The 16,006-nt window shown below is 73.3% G+C and carries 13 protein-coding genes; 6 read left to right on the forward strand and 7 right to left on the reverse strand.

All coding sequences use genetic code 11. The features are described from left to right. Positions 1-179: 179 nt before the first annotated feature. The 4 genes from BBH68_RS34045 to BBH68_RS42390 all read left to right on the forward strand — a co-directional run bounded on the left by BBH68_RS34045 (position 180) and on the right by BBH68_RS42390 (position 5,098). Positions 180-3,095: an FAD-binding and (Fe-S)-binding domain-containing protein gene (locus BBH68_RS34045; RefSeq protein WP_065967634.1), complete on the forward strand. Its 2,916-nt coding sequence runs from the start codon at positions 180-182 to the stop codon at positions 3,093-3,095. A gap of 112 nt (positions 3,096-3,207) precedes the next feature. Then, entirely contained in the window at positions 3,208-4,353 is a 1,146-nt protein-coding gene (locus tag BBH68_RS34050) for a Glu/Leu/Phe/Val family dehydrogenase (protein ID WP_065967635.1), read from the forward strand. Positions 4,354-4,439: 86 nt separating this feature from the next. Next, positions 4,440-4,916, forward strand: coding sequence for a hypothetical protein (locus BBH68_RS34055; RefSeq protein WP_065967636.1), 477 nt, complete (start codon positions 4,440-4,442; stop codon positions 4,914-4,916). 8 nt (positions 4,917-4,924) lie between these two features. Beyond that, positions 4,925-5,098, forward strand: coding sequence for a hypothetical protein (locus BBH68_RS42390; RefSeq protein ID WP_158080345.1), 174 nt, complete (start codon positions 4,925-4,927; stop codon positions 5,096-5,098). 118 nt (positions 5,099-5,216) lie between these two features. On the opposite strand, the gene BBH68_RS34060 is transcribed toward BBH68_RS42390, so the two are convergent. The 5 genes from BBH68_RS34060 to BBH68_RS34080 form a co-directional block, all read right to left on the reverse strand. After that, positions 5,217-7,088, reverse strand: a complete 1,872-nt coding sequence (locus tag BBH68_RS34060; protein ID WP_065967637.1) for a glycoside hydrolase family 9 protein — start codon at positions 7,086-7,088, stop codon at positions 5,217-5,219. Between the two features lie 411 nt (positions 7,089-7,499). Beyond that, positions 7,500-8,237 carry a YoaK family protein gene (locus BBH68_RS34065; RefSeq protein WP_065967638.1) on the reverse strand — a complete coding sequence of 246 codons (738 nt, stop codon included), beginning with the start codon at positions 8,235-8,237 and terminating at the stop codon, positions 7,500-7,502. Continuing rightward, on the reverse strand, positions 8,218-8,742 hold the full coding sequence (locus BBH68_RS34070; RefSeq protein ID WP_065967639.1) for a DoxX family protein: 525 nt from the start codon (positions 8,740-8,742) through the stop codon (positions 8,218-8,220). Before BBH68_RS34070 ends, BBH68_RS34065 begins: the two co-directional genes overlap by 20 nt. A 49-nt stretch (positions 8,743-8,791) precedes the next feature. Then, positions 8,792-9,454 carry a hydrolase gene (locus tag BBH68_RS34075; RefSeq protein WP_065967640.1) on the reverse strand — a complete coding sequence of 221 codons (663 nt, stop codon included), beginning with the start codon at positions 9,452-9,454 and terminating at the stop codon, positions 8,792-8,794. Between the two features lie 90 nt (positions 9,455-9,544). Continuing rightward, positions 9,545-11,425 carry an amidohydrolase gene (locus tag BBH68_RS34080; protein ID WP_065967641.1) on the reverse strand — a complete coding sequence of 627 codons (1,881 nt, stop codon included), beginning with the start codon at positions 11,423-11,425 and terminating at the stop codon, positions 9,545-9,547. 275 nt (positions 11,426-11,700) lie between these two features. On the opposite strand from BBH68_RS34080, the gene BBH68_RS34085 reads away from it, so the two are divergent. Next, on the forward strand, positions 11,701-12,675 hold the full coding sequence (locus BBH68_RS34085; RefSeq protein ID WP_065967642.1) for an alpha/beta hydrolase: 975 nt from the start codon (positions 11,701-11,703) through the stop codon (positions 12,673-12,675). Between the two features lie 12 nt (positions 12,676-12,687). Continuing rightward, positions 12,688-13,410 carry an alpha/beta fold hydrolase gene (locus tag BBH68_RS34090; protein ID WP_065967643.1) on the forward strand — a complete coding sequence of 241 codons (723 nt, stop codon included), beginning with the start codon at positions 12,688-12,690 and terminating at the stop codon, positions 13,408-13,410. 227 nt (positions 13,411-13,637) lie between these two features. On the opposite strand, the gene BBH68_RS34095 is transcribed toward BBH68_RS34090, so the two are convergent. Together BBH68_RS34095 and BBH68_RS34100 are read right to left on the reverse strand one after the other, a co-directional pair. Beyond that, complete coding sequence (locus BBH68_RS34095; RefSeq protein WP_079151386.1) at positions 13,638-14,861, reverse strand: low temperature requirement protein A; 1,224 nt, start codon at positions 14,859-14,861, stop codon at positions 13,638-13,640. Positions 14,862-14,985: 124 nt separating this feature from the next. After that, positions 14,986-15,846, reverse strand: a complete 861-nt coding sequence (locus BBH68_RS34100) for a LysR family transcriptional regulator (protein ID WP_065967644.1) — start codon at positions 15,844-15,846, stop codon at positions 14,986-14,988. Between the last annotated feature and the right edge of the window lie 160 nt (positions 15,847-16,006).

Genomic DNA, 16,006 nt, shown 5'->3' on the forward strand with positions numbered 1-16,006 from the left:
CGGGCAGGCGGCGGGCAGGCGGGCAGGCGGGCAGGCGGGCAGGCGGCGCCAAGACTAAGCCAATCTTGCGCTGCACGCTCATTTATTTCGTTCTGCTGGGTCTTGTGGGGGTGGCGGCGGCGCGCCGAAGGTGGTGCCAGAGGTCGAACGCGACCGGTGAACGAGAAGGAGCCAGCACAGTGACCGCGACAGCGCAGGTCCCCGGCAGTCCCGACGCGGCGACGGTGGCCGAGGCCCTCCGCCGAGGCGACTGCGGAGAGGTCCACGGCGACGCCGGCCGCCGCGCCCAGTACTCGGCCGACGCCTCCAACTACCGGCGGATCCCGCTCGCGGTGGTCTTCCCCCGCGAACGGCGCCACGTCCTCAACGCGATCGCCGTGTGCCGCCGCCTCGGGATCCCGATCACCTCGCGCGGGGCGGGCACCAGCACCTCCGGGCAGGCCGTCGGCTCCGGGGTGGTGCTCGACTTCTCCCGCCACTTCAACCGGCTGCTCTCCCTGGACGCGACGGCCCGTACGGCCACGGTGCAGCCGGGGATCGTGCTGGACGAGCTGCAGACCGCCGCCGCCGGGCACGGCCTGCTCTTCGGCGCCGATCCGTCCACCCACAGCCGTTGCACGCTGGGCGGAATGATCGGCAACAACGCGTGCGGTTCGCACTCCCTCGCCTGGGGACGCACGGCGGAGAACGTCCTGGAGCTGGAGGTGGCCACCTACCGCGGGACCGTGCTCCGCCTCGGCGAGATGACGCGGGACGAGATCGAGGAGGCCATCGCCGCCGGGGACGACCGGGGGCGGCTCATCGCGGCCCTGTACGACCTGGCCCGGAAGAACCTGGCCACACTGCGCACCGAGCTGGGGCGGTTCCCGCGCCAGGTGTCGGGCTACGCGCTGGAACACCTGCTGCCCGAGCGGCGCTTCAACCTCGCCAGGGCCCTGGTGGGCAGCGAGGGGACGCTGGCCGTCATCCTCTCCGCGACCCTCCGCCTCGTCTCCCCTCCCCCCGCCCGCGCGCTGGTCGTGCTCGGCTACCGGGACGCCTGCGCCGCGGCCGACGCGGTCCCCGCGCTGCTGGAACACCGCCCACTGGCCCTCGAAGGGCTCGACCAGGCCCTCACCGACATCGTCACCCGGCCGCGGACCCGGGCGGCGATCGACACCCTGCCCGGCGCTCGGGCCTGGCTGTTCGCCGAGATCGGCGGCGAGCGGGAGGAACTGCCCCGGCGGGCGGCGGAGCTGGCCGCGGCCGCCGGGCGGACCGCCGGCTGCACCGGCGGCGAGGTCGTCACCGACCCCGCCCGGGCCAGGCGGCTGTGGCGGATCCGCGAGGACGGGGCGGGGCTCGCCACGCGGCTGCCGGACGGCTCCGAGGCCTGGCCGGGCTGGGAGGACGCCGCCGTACCGCCCGAGCGGCTCGGCTCGTACCTGCGCCACTTCACCGACCTGCTGACGCGGCACGGACTGCGGGGCGCCGTCTACGGCCACTTCGGCGAGGGCTGTCTGCACGTGCGCATCGACTTCGACTTCACCACCGAGCACGGCACCGCCGTCTTCCGCGCCTTCGTCACCGACGCCGCGAAGCTCGTCGCCGACCACGGCGGCTCGCTGTCGGGCGAACACGGGGACGGGCAGGCGCGCTCGGAGCTGCTGCCCCTGATGTACGGGCCCGAAGTCATCGCCCTGTTCGAGGAGTTCAAGAACGCCTGGGACCCCGACAACGGCCTGAACCCCGGGATGATCGTGCGCCCGCTGCCCGTCGACGGAAACCTGCGGGTGAGCCCGCACCGCGCCCCGCTCCCCCTCACCCCCCTGCACACGGTGTTCCCCTTCCCCGCCGACGACGGCGACTTCGCCAAGGCCACCCGCCGGTGTGTCGGCGTCGGCAAGTGCCGCTCCGCCGACCACCGCGGCGACGTCATGTGCCCCAGCTACCGGGTCACCCGGGACGAGAAGGACTCCACCCGCGGCCGGGCCCGTCTGCTGTACGAGATGACGCAGGGCGAGGTGATCACCGACGGGTGGCGGTCGACCGAGGTGCGCGACGCCCTCGACCTGTGTCTGTCCTGCAAGGGGTGCAGCGTCGACTGCCCGGTCGGGGTGGACATGGCCACCTACAAGTCGGAGTTCCTGTACCACCACTACAAGGGGCGGCTGCGGCCCGCCGCGCACTACACCATGGGCTGGCTCCCGCTGCTGTCCCGCGTGGCGGCCCGTATGCCGAGGGTCGTCAACGCGCTGACGGCGTCCTGGCCGGCGCCCCTGATCAAACGCCTGGGCGGGATCGCCGCGGAGCGGGAGGTGCCGCGCTTCGCCCGGCGGACCTTCCTGTCGTGGTTCCGGGCCCGGGTCCCCGGGGGCGGCGGCCACCGCGGGCCGGTCATGCTGTGGGTCGACTCCTTCAACAACCACTTCACCCCCGAGGTGCTCCAGGCCGCGGTCGCCGTGCTCGAGGAGGCGGGCTACCGGGTCCAAGTGCCCGACGGCACCCAGTGCTGCGGGCTGACCTGGATCACCACCGGCCAGCTCGGCGTCGCCCGCCGCATGGCCCGGCGCACCACCGCCGCGCTCGCCCCGGCGGTACGCGCCGGAACACGCGTCGTCGGCCTGGAGCCGAGCTGTACCGCGGCCCTCAGGTCCGACCTGCCCGAACTCCTCGGCGGCGACACCGACGCCCGCGCCCTGGCCGGGGCCACCGTCACCCTGGCCGAGCTGCTCGTCCACCACACGCCCGGCTGGCGGCCTCCCCGGCTGCCCGTGCGCTCGCTCAGCCAGACGCACTGCCACCAGCACGCCACCTCGGGATTCGGGGCCGACAGCGCCCTGCTGGAGGCCATGGGCGTCGACAACCAGGCCCTGGACTCCGGCTGCTGCGGGCTGGCCGGCAACTTCGGCTTCGAACGCGGCCACTACGAGGTGTCCGTCGCCGCCGGCGAACAGGTGCTGCTGCCCGCCGTACGGGAGGCCTCCCCCGACACCGTCGTCCTCGCCGACGGCTTCAGCTGCCGCACCCAGATCGCCCAGGGGACCGACCGGCACGGCACCCATCTCGCGGAGCTGATCGCCCGGGCGCTCGCCACTCCCCCGCCACGCGCCTGACCCGGAGACGGACCGCCGCACCACGCGAGCACCGCACCAGGCGACCACCACACCAGGCAACCACCACACCAGACAACCACCGCAGGCCACGACAACAGACAAGGACCACACCGTGACTGACGCGCTCCTCCTCGTCGACGACTGGGGACCCGAGAAGATCGTCGTCGTCTCCCACCGACGCACCGGCATGAAGGGCGTCCTGGTCATCGACAACACCGCCCGGGGCATCGGCAAGGGCGGGACCCGGATGAGTCCGCATGTCTCCGTCGAGGAGATCGCCCGGCTGGCCCGCGTCATGACGTGGAAGTGGGCGAGCGTGGACCTCTTCTACGGCGGTGCCAAGGCCGGTGTCGTCGCCGACCCCTCCTCCCCCGACAAGGAAGCGATCCTGCGGGCCTTCGCCCGCGCGCTGTCCAACGAGGTGCCCCGCGAATACGTCATGGGCCTGGACATGGGGCTGACCGAGGACGACGCGGCCATCGTCCAGGACGAACTCGGCGACCGCGGCGCGGCCGTCGGCACCCCGGAACACCTCGGCGGCGTCGCCTACGACAGGCTCGGCGTCACCGGCTACGGCGTCGCGGAGGCCGCCGACGCCGCCGCGGACTTCCTGGGCCGACCGCTCGCCGGGGCCCGGATCGCCATCCAGGGCTTCGGCGCCGTGGGCAACGCCGCGGCCAGGCGGTTCGCCGAACTGGGCGCCACCGTCGTCGCCGTGTCCACGGCCAAGGGCGCCCTCCACGACCCCGCCGGCCTGGACGTGCCCGCACTGCTCGCCGCCCGCGAGGAACACGGCGACGACCTCGTGAGCCGGCACCCGCAGGGCACCGCGATCCCCTCCGGCCGGGAGCTGACCGTCGACTGCGACATCCTGGTCCCCGCCGCCCTTCAGGACGTCATCGACGAGGACAACGCCCCCGACATCAAGGCCCGGCTCGTCGTGGAAGGCGCGAACCTGCCCACCTCGCCGCGGGCCCAGGAGATCCTCGCCCGGCGCGGCGTCACCGTCCTCCCCGACTTCGTCGCCAACGCGGGCGGCGTCGTGGCCGCCGCGTTCGCCATGGACTCCCGCTACTCGGGTTTCCGGCCCGGGACCCCCGCCATCTTCGAGACCATCTCCGACCGGCTGCGCGCCAACGCTGTCACCGTTCTCGAGGAGGCGCGGCGCCGCGACTCGACCCCGCACACCGCGGGCCGCACCCTCGCCGAGGAGCGGGTCCGCACCGCGATGCGCAGCAAGGGGCGCATTCCGCGGTGACCGCCCGTCAGGGGTGGTCGGGGGACGGGGGTCGGGGCGGGGACGCCGAAGGGTTTGCGGCCAGGGCGAGCGGCAACCCGAAGGACATGGCCGAGAAAAGGAACGCACAGACCACTGCACGGAGCGCCGGCGCGAAGGCGAAGAACACGGCGAACAACACGGCGAAGGACACGGCCACCAAGGCCAAGGGGAAGACCGCGGAGCGCGCCAAGGACACCGCGAGCGAGGCGGGGAAGGCGACCGGGACCGCGGCGAAGACGGCGGCGGGAGGCGCGGGTCGGACCGCGCACGCCGCGGCCGACAAGGCGCACACCGCTGCCGACAAGGCGCAGGCCGTCGCCGGGAAGGCCGTCGCCACGGGCCGTACCGTGGCCGCCGAGGCCCCCAAGAAGGCGGCCGCGGCGGTCGGCACGGCCGTCATGGTGATCAAGGCGCGGAAGATCCTGGCCGCCACCGGCGCGGGTGCCGCGGCCGCCGGCGCCACCGCGGTCGTCCTGCGGCAGCGCGCCGCTCGCCGGCGCAGCCCGCTGGCGCGGCTGACCGGCGGCCGGCTCGGCGCCTGAGGTCCGCCGTGAGCGGCCGGGACGCCATCACCGCGTACGAGGCGGACGGGCGGGTGCGCTGGGCGTATGAACACGACCCGTGGCCCGGCCAGGGCATCGGCTCGGGGGCCTGTACGGCCGACGCGTCCGGGCGGCGGCTGTTCGCCACGACGCTGGGCCCGGTCCTGACCGGCGGCTCCTAGCCGGGCGACCGCTGCGTCGCCCTCCGCCTGGCGGACGGCCGGATGTCGTCGTCGAAGCGGAGACCGCCCTTCCGGACGGTCTCCGCTTCGTCGGTCATGGCCGCGCCCGGGGGACGGCTCAGCTCCGGGTCGCCCCCGCCCCGCCCGCCGCGTTGTGGCCGAGGTCGTCGGCGTACGAGGAGATCCAGGCCAGCGGGGCGTTCCAGTTGATGGTGATCTCGTTGGTGGAGAACGACATGATGTCGTCGGTGTAGCACATCGCTGGGGCGCAGCCCTTCAGCTTCTTCTGGGCCACCGGGTCCTGCAGCCCGGAGTTCGGGCCGCCGGCCAGCGAGCCGGGCGCCGGGTTCGGCAGCTTGGGGTCGATCTGGTGGGCCCAGAAGCGGTGGTGCTGGTGGTGCGAGTTCCGCTCGCCGTAGCCGGTGACGTAGGACTGGTTGAGGGGGTTGGCGCCCAGCAGGTAGTCCATGCCGCGCAGCACCGCGTCACGGTAGCGGGACTTCCCGGTCAGGTCGTGGGCGGTGGCGAGGACGACCATGTTGTTCAGCACCTGGCTGTTGGAACCCCACTCGTAGGCGCCGCCCTTCGGCGCGTACGGCACGCCGTAGGCCGACTTGGCGGAGTCCGCGGCGTAGCGGTCGGCGGCCCGGATCACCGTCCTGCGCACGGCGTCGCGCTGCTTGTCGGTGAGCTTGTTGGGCACGGTGGCCAGGTCGAGCGCCCCGAGGCCCGCGACCTGGGACCAGGACAGGGCGCCGCCGCGCGGGAAGAGCGCGTCGACGTCGCCGTGCAGCGGCGACTGGAGGACCGCCTGGCGGTAGGTGTTGTCCCCGGTGGTGATGAACAGCTCGGCCGCGGCCCAGTAGAACTCGTCGCTGACGTCGCTGTCGCCGTACGCGCCGCCGCCCGTGGAGTCCTGGTCACTGGCGATCACGTCCGGGTGCGCCTTGGCCGCGGCCCAGGCGGTCTCGGCCACGTGCAGGCTCCGGGCGGCGAACTTCGGGTCGTAGGGCTTGAAGAGGCGGGCGCTCTGGGCAGCGGTGGCCGCCAGGTTGAGCGTGGCGGCGGTGGACGGCGCGTGCAGCTCGCGCTGCTGCTTGTCCTGGTCCGGCCGGGTCGGGAAGCCGGTCCACTGGTCGTCGTGCACCTTGTGGAAGGCCATGCCGGCGAGCGGCTTGCCCTGGGGCACCTGCATCCGCATCAGGAAGTCCATCTCCCAGCGGGCCTCGTCGAGGATGTCCGGGACGCCGTTGCCGTGCTCGGGCACCCGGAGCCGGCCGTCGCCCAGCGGCTTCGCGTCGGCGCCCTTGGTGGTGCGGGTGCGTTCGAAGGCGGACATCAGCTGGGCCACCGAAATGCCGCCGTTGACGACGTACTTGCCCTGGTCGCCGGCGTCGTACCAGCCACCGGAGACGTTCCGGCGGTAGTCGCACACCCCCGGCCGGCACGGCACGTCGGTGTCGCCCCCGTGGGCGGCCGCCTTGTCGTGGCCCGCGGGGCGCGCGTACTTGCCGCCGACGATGTCGGCGTCGATCTTGATGCCGCTGCGGTTCTGGTAGAAGTACGCCAGGGAATCGCGGCGCAGCGAGCTGTAGATGTCGTCACCGATGGTGAACGGCTCGCTCTCCTTCCCGTCGACGATGACGGTGTACCCCTTGCCCTTCTGGGTGACCTTGCTGAAGTCGAAGGTCTGGACGTTCTGCCCGGAGCTGGGGTCGATACCCGCGGGGGTGGTGGTCCCGCCGGCTTCCTTGATGCCGTGGGCGGTGCGGAGCGTCCAGGTCAGGGGCTTGGTGGCGGTGGTGACGACGGTGCCCTTCTTGGGGCCGTGGGTCAGATAGCCGACCTGGTTCACCCGGACCGGGGAGCCGGTGTCGAGGGTGGGACCGGCCGGCTTGGCGCCGCTCGGCGCGAGGCGTTCCACGGCCCCTGCCGCGGGCACGGTCAGGGCGCCCAGGGCCAGGCCTGCGGCGACCGCGGCGCCCACCATGCGCTGGCGGCGACGGCTGGTCCGGTCGGGGGCGGGGCGTACTCGCTTGTCCATTCCCCCGAGGCTAGGAAGACGACCCTACCTGGGGCTTCGTACGCTTAGTGGAAATCCGGATACACCAGGTGTTCGACCTCCGGCTCCTTCAATTGAGGTAGTACGGGCTCTGCGGCATGGGGGCGCCACGGGTTGGGGCGCGGTTGACCGGCGACCTAGAGTGATCGCGAACGTGGTGACGATCTGGTGTCGGAGGGTGAGGTGGCACAGGATCCGGTGCGGTTCGCGCTGCTGGGGCCGCTGCGGGCCTGGCGCGGGGAGACCGAACTCGACCTGGGGCGTCCTCAGCGCAGAGCGCTGCCGGCCCTGCATGGCAGGGCGCGGCCGGCTGACCACCGCGTCCCTCTCGCCGGAGGCTCATGTCGTCGGCGGGGCCCAGGGGGCGTCGGCGGCCGAGAGGCGGTAGGTGGCCGCCGCGGTGACCAGGAGCAGCAGCGCGGCCAGGCCGAGGGCCGCGACCAGGTGCGCGTGCAGGACCAGCTGGGCGCCGATGAGCGCGCCGAGGAACATCACCAGCACGGCCAGGACGCGCCGGCCGGGCCGTGGCGCCCGGCCCCCGGCCGGACTGGAGTCGGCGGCGAGCCCGGTCAGGGTGAGGGTGAGGACGGTGGTGGTCAGGTCGGGGACGCCGAGGCGGCGGGCCACGGCGTTCTGCAGGCCCATGGCCAGGCCCAGCAGCACGATCAGGGTGTACTCGACCGCGGTGGTGACCCGCCCGCCGGCGACCGCCGCGGTGACGGCGGCCGCGCCGAGCAGGGCGGTCTGGGCGGTGGCGGAGACCGCCAGCAGCCGGCCCCGATGGGCCGCCAGCCGGGCGCCGAGCCGGCCTCCGGCGAGCGCGCCGGTCAGGAACACCCCCAGGGAGACCACCGAGGCCAGGGCGGACAGCCCCTGGGCGCCCGCCAGCGCGAAGCCGAGGAAGACCACGTTGCCGGTCATGTTGGCGACGAAGACATGCCCGAGACCCAGGTAGCTCACCGCGTCGACCACGCCGGTGACCAGGGTGAGGACCAGCATCAGCGGAGGCAGCGGGCCGTGCCGGTCCCCGCGGGGCGGCACCAGGGTGCGGGCCGCGTCACTCAGCAGTGCGCGCATCGGCGGTTGTCCTTTCATCGGTGGTGGAGCGGTGCAGGAGCAGCCGGGCCAGCAGGCCGCTGGCCACCCCGAGAACGGCCGCCGCCGCGGACAGCCACCCGGGCCAGTGGGTCAGGCCCACCGCGTGGTCGACGGACCACCGGCCGGAGCCGGTGAACGACAGCGCCGCGCACACGACGACCAGCACCAAGGGGTATTCGTAGCCGTCGTGCTGGACCCACAGTCCGTGGGGCCACTTGACGGTGAAGGCGACGGTCATCACCCCGATGGCGGCCATGGCCGCCATCGGGGTGAGCGCCCCGAGCGCCAGGAACAGGCCCGAACCGATCTGGCCGGCGCCCGCGGCGAGCGCCGTGAGGGCCCCGCCGCGGAAGCCGTCGTGCCGGAACTCCTCGATTCCCCCTGCCAGACCGTTGCCGCCGAGGCGGAAGCTGACCTTCTGCACTCCGTGGCCGGCGATGAGCAGGCCCACCACCACCCGGAGGATCAGCAGTCCGGTGTCCATCGTGTTTCGTTCCTGTTCCTGGTCTCGTTCCGCTGCCGGGGAGTGGGGATCAGCCGGCGGCGTGCGGGTTGATCATGGACTGCGCGTAGAAGACACCGAGGCCGTAGGCGCCGGCGTGCTCCTTCACGACCTCCGTGACCGGGCCGTAGGTCTCCGTTCTGGCCCAGTCGCGCTGCAGCTCCAGCAGCACCTGCACCCAGGTCACCGGCACCGCGCCGCCCTGGATCATCCGCTGGAGCGCGTGCTCGTGGGCCTGCGGGGTGACGCCGCCCGAGGCGTCGGAGACGACGTACACCTCGTAGCCCTGGGCGAGCATGGACAGCACGGGCAGGACGAGACAGACCTCGGTCCACAGCCCGGCGATGACCACCTTGGTGCGGCCGGTGGCCTTCACGGCCTCGACGAGCGCCGGGTCCTCCCAGGCGTTCATCGAGGTGCGGTCGATGCTCTCGGCGTCGGGGAAGACCTCCGCGAGCTGCGGCAGGATCGGGCCGGAGAACGACTCGGCGGCGACGGTGGTGAGCACCGCCGGCACGTCGAAGACCTTGGCCGCCTTGGCCAGGCCGACGGTGGCGTTGATGATCGAGTTGCGGTCGCCGCTGCCGGTGCCGAAGAACATCTGCGGCTGGTGGTCCACGAACAGCACCACGGCGTTGTCCGGAGTGAGCAGGTCGGGGCTCGGTACGGCGCTGACCTCGTTGATGTCGACCATGGTTTTCCCTTCGATCGGTCTGGGTGTGGTGGATGGGATGATGTTCTGTCAGAGGATGTCCGCCAGAAGGCGTCTGTCGGAGAATGTCCGTCAGAGGACGAAACAGGGGTCGTACGACTCGGGGCGTGTCTCCGCCGCCAGGCCGCGCCGGACCCGCCACTGCCAGTGATCCTCCGACTCGGCGGCGGCCTCGCCCAGCAGCTCCGCCTGGCGGGCGCCGGAGCCGACCGGGCCGCCGGTGGCCTGATAGCCGCCGAAGTGCGCGACCGGGCTCCACCCGGGGCTGACGGCGGGGATCTCGTCCGCCATGCCCTCGTACTCCGCCACCGCGTGGACGATCCGGCCGCCGACGACGGTCAGCAGCGACTCGATGTGCGGGATGTCCCGCTCCGGCACGGCGAAGTAGTCGTCGGACAGCAGCGCCAGGTCGCCGAAGAAGCCCGGCCGCAGGATGCCCTTGATGTGCTCCTCGCCGGTCAGCGCGGCGCCGGCCCGGGTGTACATGGCGAGCGCGGTCTCCCGGTCGACCCGGTTGCGCGGCGGCCGCATGGTCAGCCCGCCGAGCGTCCGGCCGGAGACCAGCCAGTGCAGCGCCACCCAGGGGTTGTAGGAGGACACCCGGGTGGCGTCGGTGCCGGCGCCGACGGTCAGTCCGCGCTCCAGCATGGCCCGCACCGGCGGGGCGTCCGCCGCGGGGCCGACGCCGTACCGGCGGGTGAACACCTCGCCCTGGAACGACATCCGGTTCTGCACGGACATCGCGCCACCGAGGGCCGCGACCCGGTCCAGGCTGTCCGGGGACACGGTCTCCGCGTGGTCGAACAGCCATCTGTTGCCGCCCGGGAAGAGCCCTTCGGCGGCGAGCTTCTCGAAGACCGCCAGATCGCGTCTGATGGTCTCGTCGTAGGTGGCGTGCAGCCGGAAGCCCCAGCCGTGCTCCATCAGCAGCCGCACCGCCTGCTCGAACGCGGGCTCGTAGTCGCCCAGGTGGGGGCGCGGCTCGGCGAAGTTCTCGAAGTCGGCGGCGGCCCAGGTGAGGTTCTCTCCGGCGCCGTTGAGCCGCAGCCACTCGTCCCCGTCCTCGGGGCGGACCATCTCGACCCAGCGGGAGAGGTCGTCGAGCTCCTGCCCGGCGGTCTGCGGGAACAGGTGGTAGGCGATGCGCAGCGACAGCCGGCCCTCGCGGGCCAGTTCGGTCACCGTGCCGTAGTTGTCGGGGAAGTTCTGGAAGCCTCCGGCGGCGTCGATCGCGGAGGTGAGACCGAACCGGTTGAGTTCGCGCAGGAAGTGCTGGGTGGAGGTCTTCTTGTGCTCGCCGTCCAGCATCGGGGCCCTGGCGAGCGTGGAGTAGAGGATCAGGGCGCTGGGCGCGGCGATCAGCATGCCGTTGGGCTCGCCGTTCCTGGCCCGTACGATCTGGCCGCCCCAGGGGTCGGGGGTGTCCTTGGTGTAGCCGACGGCCCGGAGCGCCGCCCGGTTCAGGATCGCCGACTGGTACAGGTGCAGAACGAACACCGGGGTCTCCGGTGCGGCGGCGTTGAGTTCGGCGGGGGTGGGCAGGCGCCGTTCGGCGAACTGCTCGGCCGACCACCCTCCCACCACCCGCACCCACTGCCCCTTCGGGGTGCGGGCGGCCTGCTCCCGCAGCATCGCCAGGGCCTGACGCAGCGTGGGCACACCGTCCCAGCGCAGTTCCAGGACATAGTTGAGGCCTCCTCGGATCACATGGAGGTGGGCGTCGTTCAGGCCCGGGATCACCCGTCGGCCGAGCGCGTCGACCACGGTGGTGGCCCGCCCGACGAGGGGCGCGACCTCGGCGTCGTCCCCCACGACCGTGACCAGGCCGTCGCGGATGGCGAGGGCTCCGGCGTGTGGGCGACCGCTGTCCCCGGTGTAGATCTTGGCGTTGCGGACGATCACGTCCGCGGCATCGTCGTCGGCGGCGCGGGGTTCCAACCCGCCGACCGGCATCGTAGGCACCTCGGCAGCTCCCCATGACAATGTCGGATTGCGTCGAGGACACTAGGGGCCGCCGGCGTGTCCGCGTTGCCCGGCAGTGCACTGGTTCCGGTCCGGCAGCGCACTCGGGTTGTGGGGGTTTTCCCGTCATGCGCTGACGGAACACGGCCGGTACGCTGACGGACAAGGGGTGTCCATGGACCGGCCCTAAGGTGATCGCAGCCGGGAGATTTCGCGATCTTTCCCGGAATTCCCTTTCACAACCCCGCGTCACTCGGGAGAGCCAGATGTCCGATGCCATCGTGCCGGTCCAGCCCGTGCTGGAGCCGGCCGCAGCCGCCTTCGCCGAAGCCACCGCCAACCCGCCCTACCTGTTCGACCTGCTGCCCGCGGAGGGCCGCAAGGCGGTCGACGAGGTGCAGTCCGGCGAGATCGACAAGCCGGAGGTGGACGAGGAGTGGATCACGGTCGCCGGCGGCCCCACGGGCAGTGTCCGGGCCCGTGTCGTCAAGCCCGCCGGCAGCACCGGAACGCTTCCGGTGATCCTCTACATCCACGGCGCGGGCTGGGTGTTCGGCAACGCCCACACCCATGACCGCCTGGTGCGCGAACTGGCCGTCGGTGCGAACGCGGCCGTGGTGTTCCCCGAGTACGACCTGTCTCCCGAGGCCCGCTACCCGGTGGCCATCGAGCAGAACTACGCGGTCGCCCAGTGGGTGGTGCGGGAGGGCGCGTCCAAGGGTCTGGACGGCAGCCGCCTGGCCGTGGCCGGGGACTCCGTCGGCGGCAACATGACCGCGGCCCTGACCTTGATGGCCAAGGAGCGCGGCGATGTGCCGCTGGTCCAGCAGGTGCTGTTCTACCCGGTCACCGACGCCAACTTCGACACCGGTTCGTACCAGCAGTTCGCCACCGGGTACTTCCTGCGCCGGGACGGCATGCAGTGGTTCTGGGACCAGTACACGACCGACGAGGCCGAGCGCGCGGAGATCACCGCCTCCCCGCTGCGCGCCACCACCGAGCAGCTGACCGGCCTGCCTCCGGCGCTGGTCATCACGGGTGAGGCGGATGTCCTGCGGGACGAGGGCGAGGCCTACGCGAACAAGCTCCGCGAGGCCGGTGTCCCGGTCACCGCCGTGCGTTTCCAGGGCATCATCCACGACTTCGTCATGCTCAACGCGCTGCGCGGCACGTACGCCGCCCAGGCCGCCATCAAGCTGGCGTCCGACACGCTGGCCACCGCCCTCCACACCGGCCGATAGGGGGATCCGAGCATGACCGAGCGCACTGCTCCGACGGTTGTCCTGGTCCACGGCGCGTTCGCCGACGCGGCCAGCTGGTCCGGTGTGATCCGCGAGCTCCAGAGCGAGGGCGTGTCCGTGGTGGCGCCGCCCAACCCGCTGCGGGGGCTGGCGTCCGACGCCGCCTACATCTCCTCCGTCGCCGCCCAGATCGACGGCCCCGTGGTCCTGGTCGGCCACTCCTACGGCGGTGCGATCATCACCGTCGCGGGCGCCACCGAGAACGTGGCCGGGCTGGTGTTCGTCGCGGCGTACGTCCTGGAGGAGGGGGAGAGCCTCGGCGAGCTGCAGGGCCGCTTCCCCGCGCCGCCGCTGGCGGACAACCTGCGCCCCGCGACCTACCCCGTCGACGGCGCCGAGCCCGCGGTGGAGCTCACCATCGCCACCGAGGCCTTCCCCTCGGTGTTCGCCGCCGATGTGCCCGAGGAGGTCACCAAGGTGCTGGCGGTGGCCCAGCGGCCGCTCGCCGCCGCGGCGTTCGACGAGCCGGCCCAGGTCGCCTCCTGGAAGACCAAGCCCTCCTGGGCGGTGGTGGCCGACGCGGACCACGCCATCAACCCCGAGGTGCAGCGCTTCGCCGCGAAGCGGGCCGGGGCGTCGGTCGTCGAGGTCCAGGGGGCCTCGCACGCCGTCGCGGTGTCGCGGCCGAAGACCGTCGCCGACGTGATCCTCCAGGCCGTCCGCGCGGCCGGCTGACGCCGCGCCCGCCCCGGGGCCGTGGCGGCGGCCGGGCTGATCGCCACGGCCCTCGACCCGCCGCCGGCCGATCCGGCCGATCCGGCCGGCCTGGCCCGCGGCGCCCCGGGCCGGGTACGCGCTGGGCCGGCGCGGGCGGCCGCCGGCCGGGGCCGACGCCATCGTGCCGCCGAGCCGGCGGCGGGTGGCCGGAGCCGGCTGAGGCGCGGTGACGGCGGCCTCTGCCGTCAGTCCGCCCCGGCCCGGCCGCCCTGGACCGTGACGACCACGGCCAGGGCCGCCAGGACCGCCCCCGTGGCCAGGGCCGGCGCCGGGGAGAACACCGTCAGGAGGATCAGGGCGGCGGCGAGCAGGAAGGGCACCGACTCGGCGGGGCGCCGGTGGTGGGGGCGCAGGTGCAGCGCCCACACGGTGACCAGGAAGACCGCCGCCGGTACGGCCACCAGGGCGCCCGCGGCCACCGCGGGCACCTCGGCGCGGTGGCTGACCCGGTCCGCGTTCACCGCCAGGCCGGCCCCGACGGCGGCCGCCGAAGCGAAGATCAGATAGTGGCCGTAGGCCCACAGGAACCGCCGGCCGGCGGCCCGGTGGGTGGTGGCCAGCAGGGTGTGCGCGGGCCGGGCGAAGTACAGCCACCACATGGCGAAGACCATGAGCAGCCCGCCCGCCGCCACCGCGCCCAGCTGCCCGGTGCCGCGGTGCTCGTCGAAGGCGGTGCGCACCGCGCCCGTGGCCGAGGCGACGGACTCGCCGAGCACGATCAGCGTGAACAGCTCGTAGCGCTCGGCGATGTGGCGCGGGTGCCAGGGGGTCATCCCGGCGGACTGCGCCCACACCGGGACGGCGATCTCGGCCACCACCAGCACGGCGATGCCCGGCAGGCGCATCCCGTCCGGGAGGAAGAGCAGGGCCACCCAGCCGATCTGGCAGGCCGCCACCCCGAGGGCGAAGCGCAGCGTGGTCCGGCGCCGGTCGGGGTCGGCCCGTGCGGCGCGCAGCCACAGCGCGGCCAGCGCGGTGCGCATCACCACGTACCCCCACGTGATGACGGTGAGGTCGGTCCCGTCGAAGGCCCGCCGCACCCCGGCGGCGAGGATCAGCGACCCGGTGATCTGGACGAACACCGCGAGCCGGTACGGGGTGTCGTCCGGGTCGTAGGCGGAGGCGAACCAGGTGAAGTTCATCCACGCCCACCACACGCTGAAGAACACGATCGCGTAGGCCAGGGTCCCGGCCATGTAGTGCCCGCTGGTGACCGCCTCGTGCAGGCTCTGGGACGCCTGGCTCACGGCGACCACGAAGCACAGGTCGAAGAGGAGTTCCAGGGAGGTCGCGGCGCGGTGTTTCTCGCGCGGATCGCGGGCCCGCATCACCCGCCGGGCGGCGCCGCCGTTCAGGAAGACCATGGGTCCGTCCACGGCCACATCCGCTGTTTCCTCATGCTTGTCCATCCCCTCGGCTCCGGCTCGTGCGCCCGCTGTCGAAGGGGCCGCGCGCCGATCGTAGGGCCGCGTGGCGCCGCGGCGTGTCCGGCAGCGCACGGGGCGTTGCCCAGGAGTGAACGGCCGGGCCGCCTCAGGTCAGGTGCCGCAGCAGCGCGGCGACCGCCGGAGGTGTGTCCCCCCGGGGCCGCACCACCATCACGTTCCAGCGCGGCGGATGGCGGAGGAACCTGCGCAGGGCCAGGTCGGGGAAGCGGGCGGCGATCGACTCGGGCATGACGCACACCCCGAGGTCATGGCGGACGAGCTCGGACGCCGCGACGATGTCGTTGACCTCGAAGGCGGTGCCGCGCTCGACCAGGGCGGCCCGGAAGGCCCGGTCCACCGCGGAGCGGATCGCCCAGCCGGGCGAGAAGTCGACGAACGGCATCCGGGCGACCTCGGCGAAGGTGACCTGGTCGTCCCGGGGGAAGGCGCGCGCGGGCGAGGCGGCCAGCACCATCTCCTCGCGCGCCAGCAGCCGGGTCACCAGACCGCGCTGCTGCTGTCGGTCGAGAGCCACCACGGCGAGGTCCACCGCCCCCTCGCGCAGCGCCTGCCGGATGTCGGCCACCGGCGCCTGCCGGAGCCGGATCGCCACATGCGGGTGTTCCGCCCGCAGGCCGGCCAGGGCGCGGTGCAGACCGGCCCAGACCCCCTGCATGGTGCCCACCGTGACCTGGCCCCGCAGCTCGCCCCGCGCCCCGTCGACCGCCGCCCGTGCCTGCTCCACCGCCCGCAGCGCGGCCCGGGCGGCGGGCACGAACGCCTCACCGGCCGCGGTCAGGGACACCCGGTGCGTGGTGCGGTCGAACAGCCGGGTCCCCATCTCCTTCTCCAGCGCCCGCACCGTGCCGGACACCGCCGACTGCACCACGTGCAGGCGCCGGGCGGCCGCCGTGAACCCGCCTTCCTCGGCGACCGCGACGACGACCTCCATCTGCCGCAGATCCATTCCCACTCCCGACGGACGAGCCCTCTCGGGGCCATCTGTGCGCGAGATGAGCGCACCCCTCGATCATCGCACCCGCCGCCTGCCGACACCGCCGGTCATTCGCCCGCCGCCGGTCGCGGCGGTGTGCGTCCCGGTGCGCTCTCGGGCAAGGCGCCGTGCG

It is taken from the genome of Streptomyces sparsogenes (genome assembly GCF_001704635.1).
GTDB lineage: Bacteria > Actinomycetota > Actinomycetes > Streptomycetales > Streptomycetaceae > Streptomyces > Streptomyces sparsogenes.

What these genes read in the sequence shown, in the direction of transcription:
- BBH68_RS34060 (WP_065967637.1), bottom strand. Translation starts at nt 7,088, where the DNA reads ATGGTGGGCGCCGCGGTCGCCGCAGGCCTGGCCCTGGGCGCCCTGACC.
- BBH68_RS34095 (WP_079151386.1), bottom strand. Translation starts at nt 14,861, where the DNA reads ATGGACAAGCATGAGGAAACAGCGGATGTGGCCGTGGACGGACCCATG.
- BBH68_RS34055 (WP_065967636.1), top strand. Translation starts at nt 4,440, where the DNA reads ATGGCCGAGAAAAGGAACGCACAGACCACTGCACGGAGCGCCGGCGCG.
- BBH68_RS34085 (WP_065967642.1), top strand. Translation starts at nt 11,701, where the DNA reads ATGTCCGATGCCATCGTGCCGGTCCAGCCCGTGCTGGAGCCGGCCGCA.
- BBH68_RS34075 (WP_065967640.1), bottom strand. Translation starts at nt 9,454, where the DNA reads ATGGTCGACATCAACGAGGTCAGCGCCGTACCGAGCCCCGACCTGCTC.
- BBH68_RS34070 (WP_065967639.1), bottom strand. Translation starts at nt 8,742, where the DNA reads ATGGACACCGGACTGCTGATCCTCCGGGTGGTGGTGGGCCTGCTCATC.
- BBH68_RS34065 (WP_065967638.1), bottom strand. Translation starts at nt 8,237, where the DNA reads ATGCGCGCACTGCTGAGTGACGCGGCCCGCACCCTGGTGCCGCCCCGC.
- BBH68_RS34100 (WP_065967644.1), bottom strand. Translation starts at nt 15,846, where the DNA reads ATGGATCTGCGGCAGATGGAGGTCGTCGTCGCGGTCGCCGAGGAAGGC.
- BBH68_RS34080 (WP_065967641.1), bottom strand. Translation starts at nt 11,425, where the DNA reads ATGCCGGTCGGCGGGTTGGAACCCCGCGCCGCCGACGACGATGCCGCG.
- BBH68_RS34090 (WP_065967643.1), top strand. Translation starts at nt 12,688, where the DNA reads ATGACCGAGCGCACTGCTCCGACGGTTGTCCTGGTCCACGGCGCGTTC.